The 15,174-nt window shown below is 67.8% G+C and carries 17 protein-coding genes, 1 pseudogene and 1 riboswitch; of the genes and pseudogenes, 10 read left to right on the top strand and 8 right to left on the bottom strand.

The features are described from left to right. Positions 1-7 precede the first annotated feature (7 nt). Positions 8-145 (bottom strand): hypothetical protein, encoded by a 138-nt coding sequence (locus tag O7627_RS11610; protein ID WP_278093506.1) that lies wholly within the window; start codon positions 143-145, stop codon positions 8-10. Between the two features lie 316 nt (positions 146-461). On the opposite strand from O7627_RS11610, the gene O7627_RS11615 reads away from it, so the two are divergent. The 5 genes from O7627_RS11615 to O7627_RS11635 all read left to right on the top strand — a co-directional run bounded on the left by O7627_RS11615 (position 462) and on the right by O7627_RS11635 (position 4,274). Beyond that, positions 462-944: a hypothetical protein gene (locus O7627_RS11615; protein ID WP_278093507.1), complete on the top strand. Its 483-nt coding sequence runs from the start codon at positions 462-464 to the stop codon at positions 942-944. Between the two features lie 448 nt (positions 945-1,392). Next, a riboswitch (ZMP/ZTP riboswitch) is annotated at positions 1,393-1,475 on the top strand. Between the two features lie 11 nt (positions 1,476-1,486). After that, positions 1,487-2,359, top strand: coding sequence for a tetrahydrofolate dehydrogenase/cyclohydrolase catalytic domain-containing protein (locus O7627_RS11620; RefSeq protein WP_278093508.1), 873 nt, complete (start codon positions 1,487-1,489; stop codon positions 2,357-2,359). Positions 2,360-2,556: 197 nt separating this feature from the next. Next, positions 2,557-3,072 carry a GNAT family N-acetyltransferase gene (locus O7627_RS11625; RefSeq protein ID WP_278093509.1) on the top strand — a complete coding sequence of 172 codons (516 nt, stop codon included), beginning with the start codon at positions 2,557-2,559 and terminating at the stop codon, positions 3,070-3,072. Between the two features lie 140 nt (positions 3,073-3,212). Then, the gene (locus O7627_RS11630; RefSeq protein WP_278093510.1) at positions 3,213-3,812 is read left to right on the top strand and encodes a hypothetical protein; all 600 of its coding nucleotides are present in this window, start codon (positions 3,213-3,215) and stop codon (positions 3,810-3,812) included. A gap of 270 nt (positions 3,813-4,082) precedes the next feature. Then, a complete protein-coding gene (locus O7627_RS11635; RefSeq protein ID WP_278093511.1) occupies positions 4,083-4,274 on the top strand; it encodes a hypothetical protein in 192 nt (63 codons plus the stop codon). 7 nt (positions 4,275-4,281) lie between these two features. On the opposite strand, the gene O7627_RS11640 is transcribed toward O7627_RS11635, so the two are convergent. After that, positions 4,282-4,488, bottom strand: a complete 207-nt coding sequence (locus tag O7627_RS11640; protein ID WP_278093512.1) for a hypothetical protein — start codon at positions 4,486-4,488, stop codon at positions 4,282-4,284. Positions 4,489-4,753: 265 nt separating this feature from the next. Then, the gene (locus O7627_RS11645) at positions 4,754-5,335 is read right to left on the bottom strand and encodes a type 1 glutamine amidotransferase domain-containing protein (RefSeq protein ID WP_278098252.1); all 582 of its coding nucleotides are present in this window, start codon (positions 5,333-5,335) and stop codon (positions 4,754-4,756) included. 148 nt (positions 5,336-5,483) lie between these two features. Here O7627_RS11645 and O7627_RS11650 point away from each other — a divergent pair, with 148 nt between their 5' ends. After that, positions 5,484-6,326, top strand: a complete 843-nt coding sequence (locus O7627_RS11650; protein WP_278093513.1) for an aldo/keto reductase — start codon at positions 5,484-5,486, stop codon at positions 6,324-6,326. 310 nt (positions 6,327-6,636) lie between these two features. Here the strand turns inward: O7627_RS11650 and O7627_RS11655 are convergent, their stop codons facing one another. Next, positions 6,637-7,314, bottom strand: coding sequence for a TMEM175 family protein (locus O7627_RS11655; RefSeq protein ID WP_278093514.1), 678 nt, complete (start codon positions 7,312-7,314; stop codon positions 6,637-6,639). 147 nt (positions 7,315-7,461) lie between these two features. On the opposite strand from O7627_RS11655, the gene O7627_RS11660 reads away from it, so the two are divergent. After that, entirely contained in the window at positions 7,462-9,924 is a 2,463-nt protein-coding gene (locus O7627_RS11660; RefSeq protein WP_278093515.1) for an ATP-dependent Clp protease ATP-binding subunit, read from the top strand. A gap of 293 nt (positions 9,925-10,217) precedes the next feature. Here O7627_RS11660 and O7627_RS11665 read toward each other — a convergent pair whose 3' ends face one another. Continuing rightward, the gene (locus tag O7627_RS11665) at positions 10,218-11,177 is read right to left on the bottom strand and encodes a DUF2267 domain-containing protein (RefSeq protein WP_278093516.1); all 960 of its coding nucleotides are present in this window, start codon (positions 11,175-11,177) and stop codon (positions 10,218-10,220) included. 204 nt (positions 11,178-11,381) lie between these two features. Here O7627_RS11665 and O7627_RS11670 point away from each other — a divergent pair, with 204 nt between their 5' ends. The 3 genes and pseudogenes from O7627_RS11670 to O7627_RS11680 all read left to right on the top strand — a co-directional run bounded on the left by O7627_RS11670 (position 11,382) and on the right by O7627_RS11680 (position 13,562). Then, entirely contained in the window at positions 11,382-11,882 is a 501-nt protein-coding gene (locus O7627_RS11670) for an SRPBCC family protein (RefSeq protein WP_278093517.1), read from the top strand. 516 nt (positions 11,883-12,398) lie between these two features. Then, positions 12,399-12,770 carry a transposase gene (locus tag O7627_RS11675; protein WP_278093518.1) on the top strand — a complete coding sequence of 124 codons (372 nt, stop codon included), beginning with the start codon at positions 12,399-12,401 and terminating at the stop codon, positions 12,768-12,770. Continuing rightward, positions 12,748-13,562, top strand: a pseudogene (locus tag O7627_RS11680) (transposase). The gene O7627_RS11675 and the pseudogene O7627_RS11680 overlap by 23 nt, the downstream one beginning before the upstream one ends. Positions 13,563-13,672: 110 nt before the next feature. Here O7627_RS11680 and O7627_RS11685 read toward each other — a convergent pair. The 3 genes from O7627_RS11685 to O7627_RS11695 all read right to left on the bottom strand — a co-directional run bounded on the left by O7627_RS11685 (position 13,673) and on the right by O7627_RS11695 (position 14,884). Continuing rightward, positions 13,673-14,122 carry a hypothetical protein gene (locus O7627_RS11685; RefSeq protein ID WP_278093519.1) on the bottom strand — a complete coding sequence of 150 codons (450 nt, stop codon included), beginning with the start codon at positions 14,120-14,122 and terminating at the stop codon, positions 13,673-13,675. Between the two features lie 157 nt (positions 14,123-14,279). Further along, on the bottom strand, positions 14,280-14,681 hold the full coding sequence (locus O7627_RS11690) for a type II toxin-antitoxin system HicB family antitoxin (protein ID WP_278093520.1): 402 nt from the start codon (positions 14,679-14,681) through the stop codon (positions 14,280-14,282). After that, positions 14,672-14,884 (bottom strand): hypothetical protein, encoded by a 213-nt coding sequence (locus O7627_RS11695; RefSeq protein WP_278092690.1) that lies wholly within the window; start codon positions 14,882-14,884, stop codon positions 14,672-14,674. The genes O7627_RS11690 and O7627_RS11695 overlap by 10 nt, the downstream gene beginning before the upstream one ends. Positions 14,885-15,174: the final 290 nt, after the last annotated feature.

Genomic DNA, 15,174 nt, shown 5'->3' on the forward strand with positions numbered 1-15,174 from the left:
CTGGAGGCTACGAGACCTGGACCCCGAGTGGCCTGGGCTCGTGCTGGGCAGCGAGCTGGCCCGCGGCGTTGACAAGGCCGAGGAGCACCACGGAGGCCTGAGCGAAGGCGCGGTCCCGGTCGTGGGGGTTGTTGCTTCGATCCATGCCGTGCACTGTCGGTATGCCCCGCTGCCCGACCAGCCTTCCACTCACCTCTTCCCCGTTCCCGGATCCGGCACCATGAGCTCGGTTCGGTCCGCGGACGGACGGACCCGGACCAAGATGGCCTTAGGTTCGCCCGATACGTGGTCCAGTTGACCGGCGGGTAGAAGGACGACCGCCCGGCATCCGCACAAGCTACAGCCAGGCACTGAACTAGATAACTCAGCGTAGCGATCAGATCGCGGCGGATCCGGTCCCCCTGGTCATTGTCATATGGCCCCGATCGATGATCACGTCGGGCTGCCGGTACGTTCGGGCGATGCGTCACGAACCCGCGGAGTCGCTGGCAGCGATGGTGCTGTCGTACCTCGATGACGACGAGGTGGCTCTGCTCCCGGACGACCCGGTGACGGAGGTGCGTCTGAATACGTGGTCGTACAGCGTCGGCGCGGGGGCCGTGGATGTGCCCGCGGTCGTCGCGGCGCTCGATGTCGTCGCGGCGGCCTTGCGTCAGCGTCTGGCCACTCGTAGTTCGGGGACGTTCTACGCGTGGTACGACGAGCAGGCGGGTGCACTGAGGTGTTCGCTGTCCTCATTCCCTCCGGCAAAGCTCCCGTTCCGAGCGCCTTACCTCGTGACCAGCGACGCGGTGGCGGTCGTGCAGTTAGCCGCTGCGGACGCCGAGCCGGGTGTCGTCTCGTGCAGCGAGCTGGTCGACGTTACGGACGATGCCGCAGGCGCAAGCATGCCGCAGGAGCAGCCACCACCACCGCTCCCGGTGTGGTGCGCCGCTCTGCAGTGACGCACTGGGGCACGACCGGACGGCTCGACGCCTACAGGATGTACACGGCGACCCGATCTCCGGCGCTGTAGGCGGTCGTCGGGATTCCGTTCAGTGACGCCCGCTCGGCGGCAGAAGAGGACGTTCCCGACGGGAGCAAGGGGGGACGGGGAATGACCCGCACCGCTGTCCGGACTGCCGTCATTTGTCCCGCATGTTAGCGGCGATTGCGCCCAGAAGAAGCAACACCCCGATCACCCCGCCGGCGCAGCACAGCAGGCCGAGCAAAATCGTGCCCAGCCCTTCCACGCATGAAGCGTAGATGAATGGGATGTGGCGAGGTCAACCTGCAGGATCCCCCCGGCCGGGAAGGCGTGTGCTGTCGGCCATGCTTCGCGCCGTACGCCCTACACAAGGCGGATGTGCGCACGCTGGCGTAAGCGCTGGTCGATGCTCATGTCCGGTATTCTGTCGGCAGAGCGACTGGCGGCACGGGGATGGGTCAGACCATCGGGGAGCCTGTCACGGGAGTCGACCGCCTGGGCTACCGTGCGGAGGTACGCATGCCCCAGACCGCTCGACTCCTACCCGGCGCCCCCGTGGCCGAGGCAGTCTTCCGCGACATCGCCCGACGGGTCGCAGCTCTTCAGGAACGAGGGGTTACCCCCAGCCTCGCCACGATTCTGGTCGGCGACGACGACGCGAGCGCCGGCTACATCCGCATCAAACAGCGGCAGGCGACGCAGCTGGGTTTCCGCTCACCCCACAGGCACCTGCCCGCGCACGCTACCCAGGACGAACTTCTCGACGTGATCGCCGGGTTCAACGCCGACAAGGACGTGCACGGCGTCCTGCTGCAATATCCGATCCCTGATCACTTGGACTACGACGCCGCCTTGCAGTCACTCGACCCCACCAAGGACGTCGACGGCATGCACCCGCTCAACATGGGACGCCTGGCGCTGGGCCTTCCAGGCCCCCTACCGTGCACCCCGGCGGGCATCGAGGCGCTGCTGGCCCATCACCGGATCCCCGTCGCCGGCCGCGAGGTGGTGATCCTCGGCCGCGGCGCCACGATCGGCCGGCCGCTGGCACTCCTGCTGTCCCAGAAACGCCCCACCGCCAACGCCGCAGTCACCGTCATCCACACCGGCGTCCACGACTGGCCCCGCTACACCCGCCGCGCCGACATCCTCATCGCCGCAGCCGGCGTCCCCGGCATCATCCAGCCGCAACACGTCCACCCCGGCGCGGTGGTCATCGGCGCCGGCGTCCGATACGCCGGCCGACGCCTCCTACCCGACGTCGACGAAACCTGCGCCCAGGTCGCCTCCGCGATCACCCCCCGCGTCGGCGGCGTCGGACCCACCACGGTCGCCATGCTCTTCCGCAACGCCATCACCGCCACCGAACACGCAACCACCAGTCGTACATAGCCAACCCATCCGCAGCCTGGGGAACACACTCACCCCTCACCCTGTGCGACGGCAGCATGTTCGACCAGGCGGCAGAATAATGCTTCGAATCAGCGACGCGATGTGCATTCAGATCCCGTCGTGACGAAGAAGCTTCTCAGCAAAGTCGCCGTAATATTGGTGGGCGACCTCGACCTCATGCCGGTACCGTGTATCAAATGGACCGCACCAGATCGGAGCCCATCAGAGTCGAGCTATTGGCTGATCGTCCGGACCTGCTGATCTCGCTGGCACGCATCCGGTGGCGTGAGTGGGGGGACGAGCCAGGCCGCGAGGACCTTCAGTGGCACATCGATGCCACACGCCGCGAGACGGGGCGTACGGCGTTGCCGGTAACCTTCGTCGCCACAGACGGCGCGGGAGAAGCCGTCGGCGGCGTCGGACTTACCCGAACAGACCTTCCCGAGCTTGCCGACCGCGGCCCGTGGGTCGTCGGTGCGATTGTTCATCCGCAACGTCGTGGTTACGGTATTGGAACGGCCCTCGTCACCAGCCTTAAGCAATGGTCCATCAGGACCGGAATCGGTCAACTTTGGGTAGCAACCGGCGGTCGAGCCATCGACTTCTATCGCCGGTGCGGATTCGATCTGACCGAAGTGTTCACACTCTCCAATGGAGAGAGTCCCACGATCCTCCACGCGCAACTGCCAGGCATGACCCACGACGCTGCGTAGGGTGTGCTGCACTGTTCTCGGCACGCCCGGCGGCAGATGGCCAGGACCGCCGTCATCCAGAGTGACGAGCGGATCGCGGCAGAAGAGTGAGCCGTTGGGCGCCGGCCAGCCGTGGCTACGGCCGTATGGATACTGGCACCGTGCATACGTCCTGGACCCACCTCGGGCGGCTCTGGACGAACGGCGAACCGTACCTCGCCGTCGACGCCGCCGTTCGCCGCTTTTGGCGCGGCATGAGCAACGACGAGCACGACCGGATAGTCGACATGACCCCCGAGGAGACCAGTATCGCCGTCGCCGGCTCTACCGCTCTTCTTGTCGGCGCTGACGGGGTGGTTCGTGACGACAGCTGGATGGAGGTGTTCGAGTCTGCGGAGGGCACCTTGGCGATAGTCCAGGCCTCGGGTCCGGACTATCGCAGAACCCTCGAATCGGCACTGAACTATCCATCGGCCGACGATGATGTCGGTGACGCCCTCAGTGTCCCCAGCGGCGACCTCGCGATCTTCAGCGCCGCCCTCGACGGAATAGGCGAGCACGCGATGCCGCTGTCGCCGCCTCAACCAGGCCCGCCGCCGGCTGAGCATGGACCTCCGTCACGGGAGCCGGACACGGGACTGCTCCTGCGGGCCCGCAGCAACGGATACACGCTCAGGGTCAGGTGGTACACCGAGATCGACGACCAAAGCTGCTTCGCCCGGTGGCTACTCCTCCCGGCACACCACCGCCAACCCACATGACGCTCGACCAGATGCACGCGCCTCGGTGCGACCGACACCGGGGGGCAGCCCCCGCCGTCGACTTCGGTGACGAGCGGCTCGCGGCAGATCCGGATGCGGCCTGACTTACCCGGCGCGTCTTCATAGGTCTGGGTCCGGATGCTCGGCCACGAACCGCTGGCCCGTCTCGTCGTCGGGCAGCAGGTTGTCGACAAGCCATTCCACAGCGCGCCGCTGTGCGCGCACGCCGCGGAATGCGTACCACGCTGGCAGTAGGTCCGGGTACTCGTCGTGCAGCTCGTCGACGCCGTCGGCTACAACCCGCGCGCGGCCAACGTCGTCAGCGTCCTGCGCGGCCTAGGCAACTGTCTCATCGGCACAACCGGCAGCTGGACACAGCGGTTGATCAACCGGATCAACAACTTCCAGGAACGTTCGAGGGCGAACCGTGGTGGGTACGGTTCCGGCAGGTACCGATCATGATCCGGGATCAGGCGGTGTCGGTGGACGCCGCGGCCGAGACCCGCCGCAGGACCTGTTCCGGCTCCTTGCCCCTGACCACCGCGACCTGCTGCTGGCGGACGAGACCGAACGGCGGCAACTCGTCCCGGCCGACCTGCTGCAGGTGCTGCGCCTCGACGACCGGCACCACACCGCCCTGCGCGTGCAACGACCCGGCCCGGAGCGGGGACGACAACGCCAACTCCAGGAGAATCTCGCACGTCACACACCACCGGACAAGCGCGTACCGTTCGAGGTCGACCCGAAGGACCTCCTGAACGCATGCGCTTCAGGCCCACCCTGTACCGCATTCTTCGCCAACACCGGTCATGACCCTCGACCCGGAACTACCGTGCCAGCCCGAACCTCAGCCTTCAACCGCTGTAGTCGAGTCACGGGTACGGGATAGCCACCGCAGGGCTCAAGCCCGGCAGAACTTTCCCGACCCTGAGCCCAACAGGTCAGGCCGTGGCCGTTTGGCGGGGGTCTTCGCCCCGGGCGAACTCCTCGACCATTCTGGCGCAGAAGGCCGGAAGGTCGCTGGGGTTGCGGGTGGTGACCAGTCCGTTGTCGACCTGTACCTGTTGGTCCACCCAGGTCCCGCCGCCGTTGCGGATGTTGGTGCGTAGGCTGGGGAACGAGGTGACCGTCCGGCCGTTGACCATTCCGGTTTCAACCAAGGACCAAGGCCCGTGGCAGATCGCTGCCACCGGCTTCTGTTGCTGGAAGAACGCCCGCACGAAGTCCATCGCCTGCGGGGTCATCCGGAGCCGGTCGGGGTTGACCGTCCCGCCCGGCAGCAACAGGGCGTCGTAGTCTGCCGGATTGGCCTCGTCCAGGGTCCGGTCCACCCGATAGCGGTTGTCCGGGTTGATGTCCTGGTTCATCGACTGGATCTCGCCGGATGTCAACGAGATCAGGTGGATCTCGGCCCCCGCCTGCTCCGCGGCCGCCCGGGACTGCGTGTACTCCACGTCCTCCACCCCGTCGGCGGCGCATCGCTCGAACGTGGTCGCCTTCCCGGTGCGGGCACCGGCAAACAGAAGGTTGATGTCACTCGGGGGCGGACTGCGGCCACCTGCCCGCTGCACAGCGAGCGCATGCGGGGCGAAGGTCCGCCACGAGGTGTGCCGCCTGTCGCAGCGGGTAACGCAGGCAACCGTGCCCCCAAGGCTCCGGAAAGGTCACGACATGACCCTCGCCGCTGACGCGATCGAACTGCAGTCCGGCCAGACGATGCCGGTGCTCGGCCAGGGAACCTGGTACCTCGGCGAGCGCCCCGCGCGGCGGCGCGACGAGATAGCCGCCCTGCGCACCGGGCTGGACCTGGGCATGACAATGATCGACACTGCGGAGATGTACGGTGACGGCGCCTCCGAGGAACTCGTCGGCGAGGCGATCGTCGGACGACGCGCTGACGTCTTTCTGGTCGACAAGGTGCTGCCGTCCAACGCCAGCCGACGGGGAACGGTGCAAGCCTGCCGCCGCAGCTTGCAACGACTCGGCGTCGACCATATCGACCTCTACCTGTTGCACTGGCGTGGCACGCATCCGCTTGCGGAGACGATCGAGGCGTTCACCGAACTCGTCGACGCCGGCGACATCGGGCAGTGGGGCGTGAGCAATTTCGATCTTTCCGACGTGACGGAGCTACTCGAGGCGGGCGGCGGCGCCTGCGCGACCAACCAGATCCTGTACAACCTCACCCGCCGCGGTCCCGAGTACGACCTGCTGCCGTGGCTACGCGAGCATCGAATCTCGGTGATGGCGTACTCGCCGATCGAGCAGGGCCGACTGCTCGGCCACCCCCAGGTCGCGGATACCGCCGCCCGGCACGGGGTCACGCCCGCTCAGGTGGCGCTGGCCTGGGTGTTGCGGCAGGAGACGGTTGCGGCCATCCCCCGGTCGTCCAAGCCCGAGCACACCCGGGAAAACGCGGAAGCGCGCGACCTCTATCTGGCTGAGGAGGACCTGGCGGCACTCGACACGGCGTTCCCCCCGCCGGCCGGCCCGCAACCGCTGGAGATGTTGTAGCGTCACCGACCGTTTCGGCGGCTGGCGCTGGTCGAGGTCGGCGCCATCGGCTCGCCCAGCCCATCGACGGTCCGACCCGGATCTGATCCTCTACTCGGCCGGCCTGGCGGGGCCGCAAATGGCGTCCCCCGATTCCAGCGGGCGGAAGCGGCGCGTCGGCGCCGCTATGCCCGCGCTTCCCGGTGGGCTCCGGGCGCGCCGTTGCTGGGTGCCGACCCGGTGGGTCTCGAGCCGTTCGCCCTTCGGTCCGGTCAACCGCCAGGACTGCGTCAGCACCTCCCGCGCCGTCTTTGAGCCGGTCGCCGGACCGTCAGGTCCCCGGAGGGCGAGGCGCGATCCGGCGGGTGAGAGGCACCTGGTACAGACCGGCGCTGGTGACGGCGTAGAAAACCGGCAGTACGACGAAGATCACCAGGCTGGCGAGCGGTGCGACCAGGTACCCGATAAGTCCTGCGACGACGTAGAGGATGACCCCGACGAGTGCCCGGACCCGCTCGGCGGGGAAGTGCCGCTCACTCACCTCGTCCTTGAGCAGGTCGTTGCGCCGGGCCAGGTAGTGGAAGAACGCCAGCCAGCTCGCGCAGAGCAGCGCGCCGATCAGCGCGTAGAAGGCGACGGCCACCCGTTGGTCCTGCTGGTCGTGCTCTTGAAGCGCGTCCGAGACGACGGCGGTCGGGAACGGCAGCAGCGCGGTGGTGAACAGGACGAAGAGGTTCACCCAGTGCAGCCCCCGATCGCTCTCCTTGACGCGATTGAACGACCCCTTGTGGTTCAGCCAGACGACGGCCACGTAGGCGTACGAGGCGAGATAGGCGACGTAACCCGGCCACTGCTCCAGCAGCCCTGACAGCAGGCGACCGGGTGGTACGTCCGGCACCCGGAGATCAATCACCAGCAGCGTGATGATGATGGCCAGAACGGCATCGCTGAACGCTATGACACGGCTGGTGTCCGATCGGGTGCCCATGTCGTCGATTGGCCCGCTCACGGCTGGTGGCTACCCACGAACGACCACGGTAACCGGCTCCTGGCAACCGACACCCAAATCCACAATATCCTCCTTCCCTCGCGAAAGGTGCGTAGCGTTCAGGTGGGCCGGTGCCGAGGAACCACCCACCGACAGGAAGGTAACGAGATGTCACTCGACGCGTTCCGCATTCCCGGTGGCTCCTTGGATGACCTGATCAGTCGGTTCTTCGGGGGAGACCCGTTCGCGGGGCGTCCGGTGGAGCGCGTTGACCTGTCCCGGCTGCTCTCCACCGAATCGCGGCAACTGCTGCAACGGGCGGCTGAGCAGGCAACGGCGTCCGGCAGCCCGTACCTCACCGTCGAGCACCTGCTGTCGGCCGCTGCCCAGTCCGACCCCACCCGCCGGCTCCTCGACGCGAGCGGCGCCGACCCCGACGATCTGGCCCGGCAGATGGAGGCGGCTCTTCCCCGCGGCGGGCCACGCGAGGACACGCCTCCGCTCGCGCCGGCGGCGAAGCGCGCCCTGCTCGACGCGCACCGCGAGTCGAGGCGGTCCGGCGCGACGTACATCGGACCCGAACACATCCTGCTCGGCATCGCCGCGAACCCGGAGACCACCGCGGGCCGGGCGTTACGCGCGCTCGGCGGGGCCGTCACCGGACCCACCCGGCCGGCGGGCGGCGCCGGCGGCCGGGGCGGCGGCACCACCGCCACCCTGGACCAGTACGGGCGGGACCTCACCGAGGACGCCCGGGCCGGACGGCTCGATCCGGTCGTCGGGCGGGACGACGAGATCGACGACACGATCGAGGTGCTCTCCCGGCGTACGAAGAACAATCCGGTGCTCACCGGCGAGGCGGGCGTCGGCAAGACGGCGATCGTCGAGGGCATCGCGCAGCGCATCGTCAACGGCGACGTCCCCGAAACCCTGGCCAACCGGAGGGTGGTCGCACTCGATCTGTCCGGGATGGTGGCGGGCACCAAGTACCGCGGTGAGTTCGAAGAGCGGCTGAAGAACGTGATCGAGGAGGTGACGGCCGCCGAAGACGGGCTGATCCTCTTCATCGACGAACTGCACACCGTTGTCGGCGCAGGCGGCGGCGAGGGGGCGATGGATGCCGGCAACATGCTCAAGCCCGCCCTGGCCCGCGGCGAACTGCACGTGGTAGGCGCGACGACGCTCAACGAATACCGCCGCCACATCGAGAAGGACCCGGCACTGGAACGCCGGTTCCAACCGATCCTGGTGGCGGAGCCGAGCGTCGAGGACACCATCGCGATCCTCAAGGGCGTACGCGACCGGTACGAGGCGCACCATCAGGTGCGCTACCGGGACGAAGCCCTGGACGCCGCGGCCGAGCTGTCACACCGCTACATCACCGATCGGTTCCTGCCGGACAAGGCGATCGACCTGCTCGACCAAGCGGGGGCGCGGGTCCGGCTGCGGTCGCGCACCCCGGCTCCGGACAAGAAGGAGATCGAGAAGCGGCTGTCGCGGTTGCGCCGGGACAAGGACAGCGCGGTGGCGAACGAGGACTACCAGCGCGCGGGTGGGCTGAAGGCCGAGATCAGTGCGGCCGAGCGGGACCTGGCGGCGGCGCAGGAGGGCACTCCCCCGGTGCCCGAGGTGCAGACCAGCGACATCGCCGAGGTGGTCAGCCGCCGTACCGGGGTGCCCGTCACCCAGCTCACGGAGGTGGAGAAGCAGCGGCTGAGGCGCGTCGAGGAGCAACTGCACCAGCGCGTGGTCGGCCAGCACGAGGCCGTCCGGGCCGTGGCCGCCGCCGTACGGCGATCGCGTTCCGGGCTGAGCGACCCCCAGCGGCCCGACGGGTCGTTCCTCTTCCTCGGACCCACCGGCGTCGGCAAGACCGAACTGGCCCGGGCGCTCGCCGCGGCGCTCTTCGGCGACGAGTCAAGCATGATTCGCTTCGACATGAGCGAGTTCCAGGAGCGGCACACGGTCAGCCGGCTGGTCGGGGCGCCTCCGGGCTACGTCGGCTACGAGGAGGCCGGCCAGCTCACCGAGGCGATCCGACGCCGGCCGTACTCGGTGCTGCTCTTCGACGAGGTGGAGAAGGCGCACGCCGATGTGTTCAACGCGCTGCTGCAGGTGCTTGACGACGGCCGCCTCACCGACTCGCAGGGGCGCACCGTCGACTTCAGCAACACCATCCTGATCATGACGAGCAACCTCGGCGCGGACCGCATTCTGGCCGCCCAGACGGCCGGGCGTCCGGTAAGTGACCTGCGCGAGGAACTGATGGGGATGCTGGGGCAACGGTTCCGGCCGGAGTTCCTCAACCGGATCGACGAGATCATCGTCTTCACCGGTCTGGACCGGGAGCAACTCCTCGAGATCACCGGCCTGCTGCTTGACCGCACCCGCCGCCGGTTGCACGCCCAGGACATCAACCTCGAGGTCAGCCCGGAGGCCCTGCAATGGCTGGCCGACCGGGGCTACCAGCCCGAGTACGGGGCGCGTCCGCTGCGGCGCAGTATCCAGCGCGAACTGGAAGACCGGCTGTCGACCCTGCTGCTCGATGACCGGGCGAATCCGGGCGACACCATCGAGGTAAACGTCGGCGGCGGCGAACTGGACCTATCGGTCCGGCCCGCCGCCACGTGACGCCCGTCCTTCTACCGGACGACGACGGTCTGGGCATCGCGTCCACCATCTGGAGTGTCCACTGGTGCCGATCCCACAGCGGTGACGCTTCGACTAGCCGCCTCGTCTCGGTGCGGAGGTCGGCCAGGTCGGCGGCGTGATCGACGTGGAGCCGGGTCTCGCCGATCACCCGCGTCTCGTGCCGGGTCCAGTTCTGGAACTGGATGAGCAGCGACCCGACCACGATGGTCCATCCACCACGCCGTGGAACCCGGTCTCGCGGCGGATGGGCAGCTGGACCAGTCAGTAGCCCGTCAACCGCGATCGCCCGCGCCGCCCCCGTCGATCACCGCGTCGACCTGATGGGCGAGCGCGACGTCCAGGCCCGTGACGGCGTTGCGCCTCGCGGTGCGGATGAGCACCACGGCGCTGCCATTGGGCTGCCGGCCGATGCTCGGAGCGCGGCCCGTCTCCGGCCGCAGGCGGGCGATCCGGCCCAACACCCGGTCGAGGTCGTCCGGTGGCAGGTCGATCGTGCGGGACAGCGCGTTCCGGTCTCCCGACCAATAGGGCAGCGAGGCCAGGGCGGCGCGCAGTTCGTCGTCGGTGAGCGGCGCGATCCCACCGCCTGGATCGACGAGCCCACCCCCGATTTCGGCGGGTTCCAGCAGCTCCCGTAACTCGGCCGGGATGTCCAGCGAGTCGATCAGATTGCGGTCCTGCTCGGCGAGCGCGTTGAGTGTGGCCTGGGCCTGGTATCGGGCCTGCTCCCGGGTTCGGCTGCTGAGCCTGGCCACCTCCGTCAGGAACCTGGGGAGGTCCCGGTGTGGCCGGACGTTGGCGGCGGGCCCGCCGTCGTGCAGTTCGGTCGGCACAGCGTCGATCAGCCGTTCCCGGCTGGGCTGGTCCAGCACGGCGACCAGCGCGACCACGGTCGCCTCGGCGGCCACCCGGGCCTGATCGAAGTCGGTCCCGAGGCGGCGCCCGATCGAGGTCACGAGGTCGCGGTAGCGGACCGACTCGCCGGTCGGTTGCCGACCCGGCGGGGAATCCGGCAGCGGCCAGGTCCGGGCGGGCGTGGCCGGCTCGGTGGCCGGCCTGTTCCGGATCAAATCCGGGGGGCGTTCGCCCCGGCGGCCACTGCCGAGGTGTTCGGGCTGCTTGCCGGACCCGAGCGTTGCGCCTGTCTCGCTGGGCCGTTGGCCGCGTTTGCGGGCCTGCCGAGCGAGCGAGCGCCTGCGCTGGTTGTCGCCCTCCATCTGCTTACCGCTCATCCGGCGGGCTTCCCGCCGCGCCGGCCGCGAAACGCCGACGCGGGCGGTGGCCGTACCGGTCTCCAGCACCCCCAGTGACTGCCCGCACCCGTAGCCGGTACCAGCCTGACCGGCGGTTCCGACGTGGCCGCCGGGGCGCCGATGAATGAGTCGGCGCCTACCGGGGACTAGCTGTACCAGGGCCGACGGAGACAGGAGGCGGTGATGGGTGTCGACCGGGACTGCACCGAGGTGGGGGACGACTTCGTCCGGATCACCCGTACCGTCAACGCTCCCATCGGCCACGTCTTCGAGTACGTCATCAACGCCGACCTGAGCCACCTCGCCCCCAGAACCGGACACTCACCGGCAATCGTGGCCGGCAGCGTCACCACCGCCTGGAACACCCCAGGCCTGCGCCGGACGAACACCTCCGACGACGGCTCGACCAACGAGGAAGAACTACTGACGGTGGAGCCGCCGAACTCGTTCTCGTACCGGATCGACACCTTCACCTCGCCGCGGCTGCGCGAGGTGATCGACAGCATCGAAGGGTCCTGGTACCTCAGCGACCAGGAAGACGGCACCACGAGCATCGAGTGGACATACGCCCTGAACCCGGTGGACGAACCAGCCCGGAGCGCCATCAAGGAGGACCTGCTGCCGCTCTACACCGAGCGGCTGAAGACGGCGATGACCATCCTGAAGAACGACCTCGAGTGCTGACGACGGCGCCACTCAACTCGGCAGCAACTGGAGCGAGGGTAATGGTATAGCGTCACACAGAGTGACGTACCTGGACAGGGTAGGGAGTTTGGTTTCCGGGGTCGGCGGGAACGAAGACCCTGATGAGGTGGCCGGACGCGGTGTCGAGCGAAACCACGCCCTCGCAGCGGGGACACCCCCGCACCGACTCGCACGAATGCGCAGTTGGCGGTTGGCCCGCACTGTCATCGCCACGACCGCACGGCTCGCCCAGCGGCATCAGGGATTCGCTGCGTAGCGATCGGTTCGCGGCTACTTACTTACTGGATCTACGACCGCAGCCCGGCCAGGCTTGGTCGAGGTGATCGGTGGGGTAGCTCTTATTGCGGCTGCCCGTCTGTGGTTGGGGCGTGGCTCTCATCTGGCATGTACCCCGCCGGTCACCGCGGCGCGGAGTGGCTCCAGAGGGGACTGCCCAGCTCAAAGTAGCGCTGCCCTCCTCGCTGAACCCGGTTCGGTCACATCGAGGAGGCGAGTATGGGGCACGTCGTTATCGGGATGGATCCGCACAAACGGTCGGCGACGATCGAGGTCATCGACCATCAGGAGATGGTCTTGGCGGGCGGCCGGTTCGGCACCGACCGGGACGGCTACCGGGCGATGCTCGCGGCCGGCCGGCGCCACCCAGAGCGGATCTGGGCGGTCGAGGGCTGTTACGGCATCGGCCGGCACATCGCCCAGCGGCTGGTCGCCGACGGTGAAACGGTGGTGGACGTGCCACCGAAACTGTCCGCCCGGGTCCGGGTGTTCGCCACCGGTCAAGGACGCAAGACCGACCCGGTCGACGCGCACAGTGTGGCCGTGGCGGCGTTACGCGCCAGAGGTTATGCGGGAGGTAGCCGTCGATGACGAGACGGTGGCGTTGCGGCTGCTCGTCGACCGCCGCGACGAGCTCGGACGGTCCCGCACCGACCTACTCAACCGGATCCACAAGCTGTTGCTGGAACTCCTGCCCGGCGGCGCGAAGACGTTCCTGCGTGCCGACCAGGCCCGCGCCTTACTGGCCACCATCCGCCCACGCGACCTCGTCGGCCGCACCCGCCGGCGCCTGGCCTCGGAACTGATCGCCGAACTCGTCAGCATCGACAAGAAGATCAAGGCCGCTAAGAAGGAACTGACCGACCTGGTCACGGCAAGCGGCAGCAGCCTGCAGGACCTCAACGGCATCGGCCCGTCCGGCGCGGCCCGCCTGATCGGCGACATCGGTGACATCCGCCGCTTCACCAGCCGCAGCCACTTCGCCTCCTGGAACGGCACCGCACCCCTGGACGCATCCTCCGGCGACCAGCAACGCATCGCCTGTCCCGGGCCGGGAACAGGCGCATCAACCGCGTCCTGCACATCATGGCCATCGTCCAGCTCCGCCACGACACCCCAGGCCGCGCCTACTACCGACGCCGCCTCGCCGAAGGCAAGACCGCGATGGAAGCCATCCGGGCGTTGAAACGCCGCCTGTCTGACGTGGTCTACCGGCGCATGCTCCGCGATATCCAGCGGCTGGAAACGGGCCCGGGAGGACAACCGGGGGCGACTCTTCAATCCAGCGCGGCTGACCCAAACCCCGAGGTCAACACTTCGGAACAGTCACTTCCCGGACCCGCCACCCATCACCCTAGAACACCGAACCCAACCACCGCTTGACAAAGAGGGGTGCCAGATCCGCGCGGCGCGTGGGAGCGCGGCTAAGATGACCCAGGCGGCGTGCCTTGATCGAGGTCAGCGTGCAGGCGTGCGATGCGGCCTGCCCATTGTCATGCCGGAACCGGGCGTCGCACCACAAGCCCGAATGTCCGGTCATGTTCGCGGTGCAGCGCTCGCGCATCGAACGCGTTCTGTACTTGGCGTACCGTTGCCGCGAGATGGATCCAGACACCTAGGTCCTGGGCCGGGTCGCCTGGATACACCGACCACTCTCGCGAGCGCTGGGCTTCGCTCAAGTCCAAGTACCGGCTCACGGCTGGTGTCGCGCCATTGGGAACACCGAACGTCGCAGGCTGCTGCGCGCATCCGATCACAACCTTGACCCATTCACCCGCCTCACCGGACGGCCAGGCGACGATCGTCACCCGGTACCAGATCCGGGCGTCGTCCCATGGGAATCCGGACCAATCGCACTCAGCGGGCAGGTCCCCCGTCAGCAGTCTCCGCACCACACCAACGACGTCGTCGTGCCCGTCCTTCAGATCCACCATGCCGCCCATCCAACCCAGGATGCCATCAAGGACCAAGGGAATGCCGGCGGCCGATGTACCTGGTCATGCGACGTCCACCCATCGGAACGACCGCGCTTGATTCTGCCATCCTTGGTCACGCTCCGTGACGCCCGATCGGCGGCAGAACAGTGAAATCCGGCAGTTCCTACGCCGCACTTGAGGTGGGACGCGTGGTGTTCTGGGCGGCGATCTGTGAGATGCGTTGGGGCGACAATCCCAGAAGAGCGCCCGCGTCTCGGACGGTGTATCCGTCGCCAAGGAGTGCCCGTACGGCTGTTGTGGTCGCTTGTTCGGCCTTCTCGTCGGCGTCCCGAGCGGTCCGTCTGGCGTCCAGTGCTGCCACGACCGTTCCGGGAAGCTCTGGGTATACCTCGATGCTGATTGCGGCCGGGTCGGTCTCGAGCAGCAACGCGATCGCCTCGCGAGCCATGGCGGCGACCTGGTCGAGCCGGCGGGCCTGGGTGTGGACGCCTTTGAGTTCGGGCACGCTGATGGCCCACCAGTTGCCGACCCGTCGGCAGGACACGGAGTAGGTCGTCATTTCCACCAGTCCTCCCCAAGTTGGTCATCGAGGTCGCTCATGATGCCTCGCGCGGTATGTTCGTTGATTTCCCTGTGTCGGGGTATGACGATCTTCTCGCCGCCGCACCTGAAGATCGAGTGACTACCGCCTTCCCGAAGCAGCACGAATTCTTTGCCCGCCTTGGCTGCCGCTGCACCGATCTTCTTGATGAGGTCGACCCGCTTCATGGACTCTAGCCTAGTCCGCTAGATAGATCAAGTAAAATCAACTAGACTACGACGCCGATCGGGGTAGATCATCCATCCACCGACATGCTCTCATCGGCAGATCCGCGCACAGTCGGCGGAGTTGTGTGATCACAACGACATACGCAGAGTAGCGCTGGCGCCCTGCCCAACGTTGCGCCAGACCAAGTCATGATCGACAAGTGGCGCCGGTTCTCGTGGACATCCGTGAAGGCATCGCCTGCACGGTGGTGTCGAACGTGGCCAACGACTGGTTGCAAACTCGCCGACGA

The organism is Solwaraspora sp. WMMD1047, from assembly GCF_029626155.1.
In the GTDB taxonomy this organism is placed as follows: Bacteria; Actinomycetota; Actinomycetes; order Mycobacteriales; family Micromonosporaceae; genus WMMD1047.

Bases quoted from the DNA above. Each gene is read 5' to 3' on its own strand.
- O7627_RS11670 (WP_278093517.1), top strand. From the start codon at position 11,382: ATGGGTGTCGACCGGGACTGCACCGAGGTGGGGGACGACTTCGTCCGG.
- O7627_RS11610 (WP_278093506.1), bottom strand. From the start codon at position 145: ATGGATCGAAGCAACAACCCCCACGACCGGGACCGCGCCTTCGCTCAG.
- O7627_RS11695 (WP_278092690.1), bottom strand. From the start codon at position 14,884: ATGAAGCGGGTCGACCTCATCAAGAAGATCGGTGCAGCGGCAGCCAAG.
- O7627_RS11615 (WP_278093507.1), top strand. From the start codon at position 462: ATGCGTCACGAACCCGCGGAGTCGCTGGCAGCGATGGTGCTGTCGTAC.
- O7627_RS11650 (WP_278093513.1), top strand. From the start codon at position 5,484: ATGACCCTCGCCGCTGACGCGATCGAACTGCAGTCCGGCCAGACGATG.
- O7627_RS11665 (WP_278093516.1), bottom strand. From the start codon at position 11,177: ATGAGCGGTAAGCAGATGGAGGGCGACAACCAGCGCAGGCGCTCGCTC.
- O7627_RS11685 (WP_278093519.1), bottom strand. From the start codon at position 14,122: ATGGGCGGCATGGTGGATCTGAAGGACGGGCACGACGACGTCGTTGGT.
- O7627_RS11660 (WP_278093515.1), top strand. From the start codon at position 7,462: ATGTCACTCGACGCGTTCCGCATTCCCGGTGGCTCCTTGGATGACCTG.
- O7627_RS11675 (WP_278093518.1), top strand. From the start codon at position 12,399: ATGGGGCACGTCGTTATCGGGATGGATCCGCACAAACGGTCGGCGACG.
- O7627_RS11625 (WP_278093509.1), top strand. From the start codon at position 2,557: ATGGACCGCACCAGATCGGAGCCCATCAGAGTCGAGCTATTGGCTGAT.
- O7627_RS11620 (WP_278093508.1), top strand. From the start codon at position 1,487: ATGCCCCAGACCGCTCGACTCCTACCCGGCGCCCCCGTGGCCGAGGCA.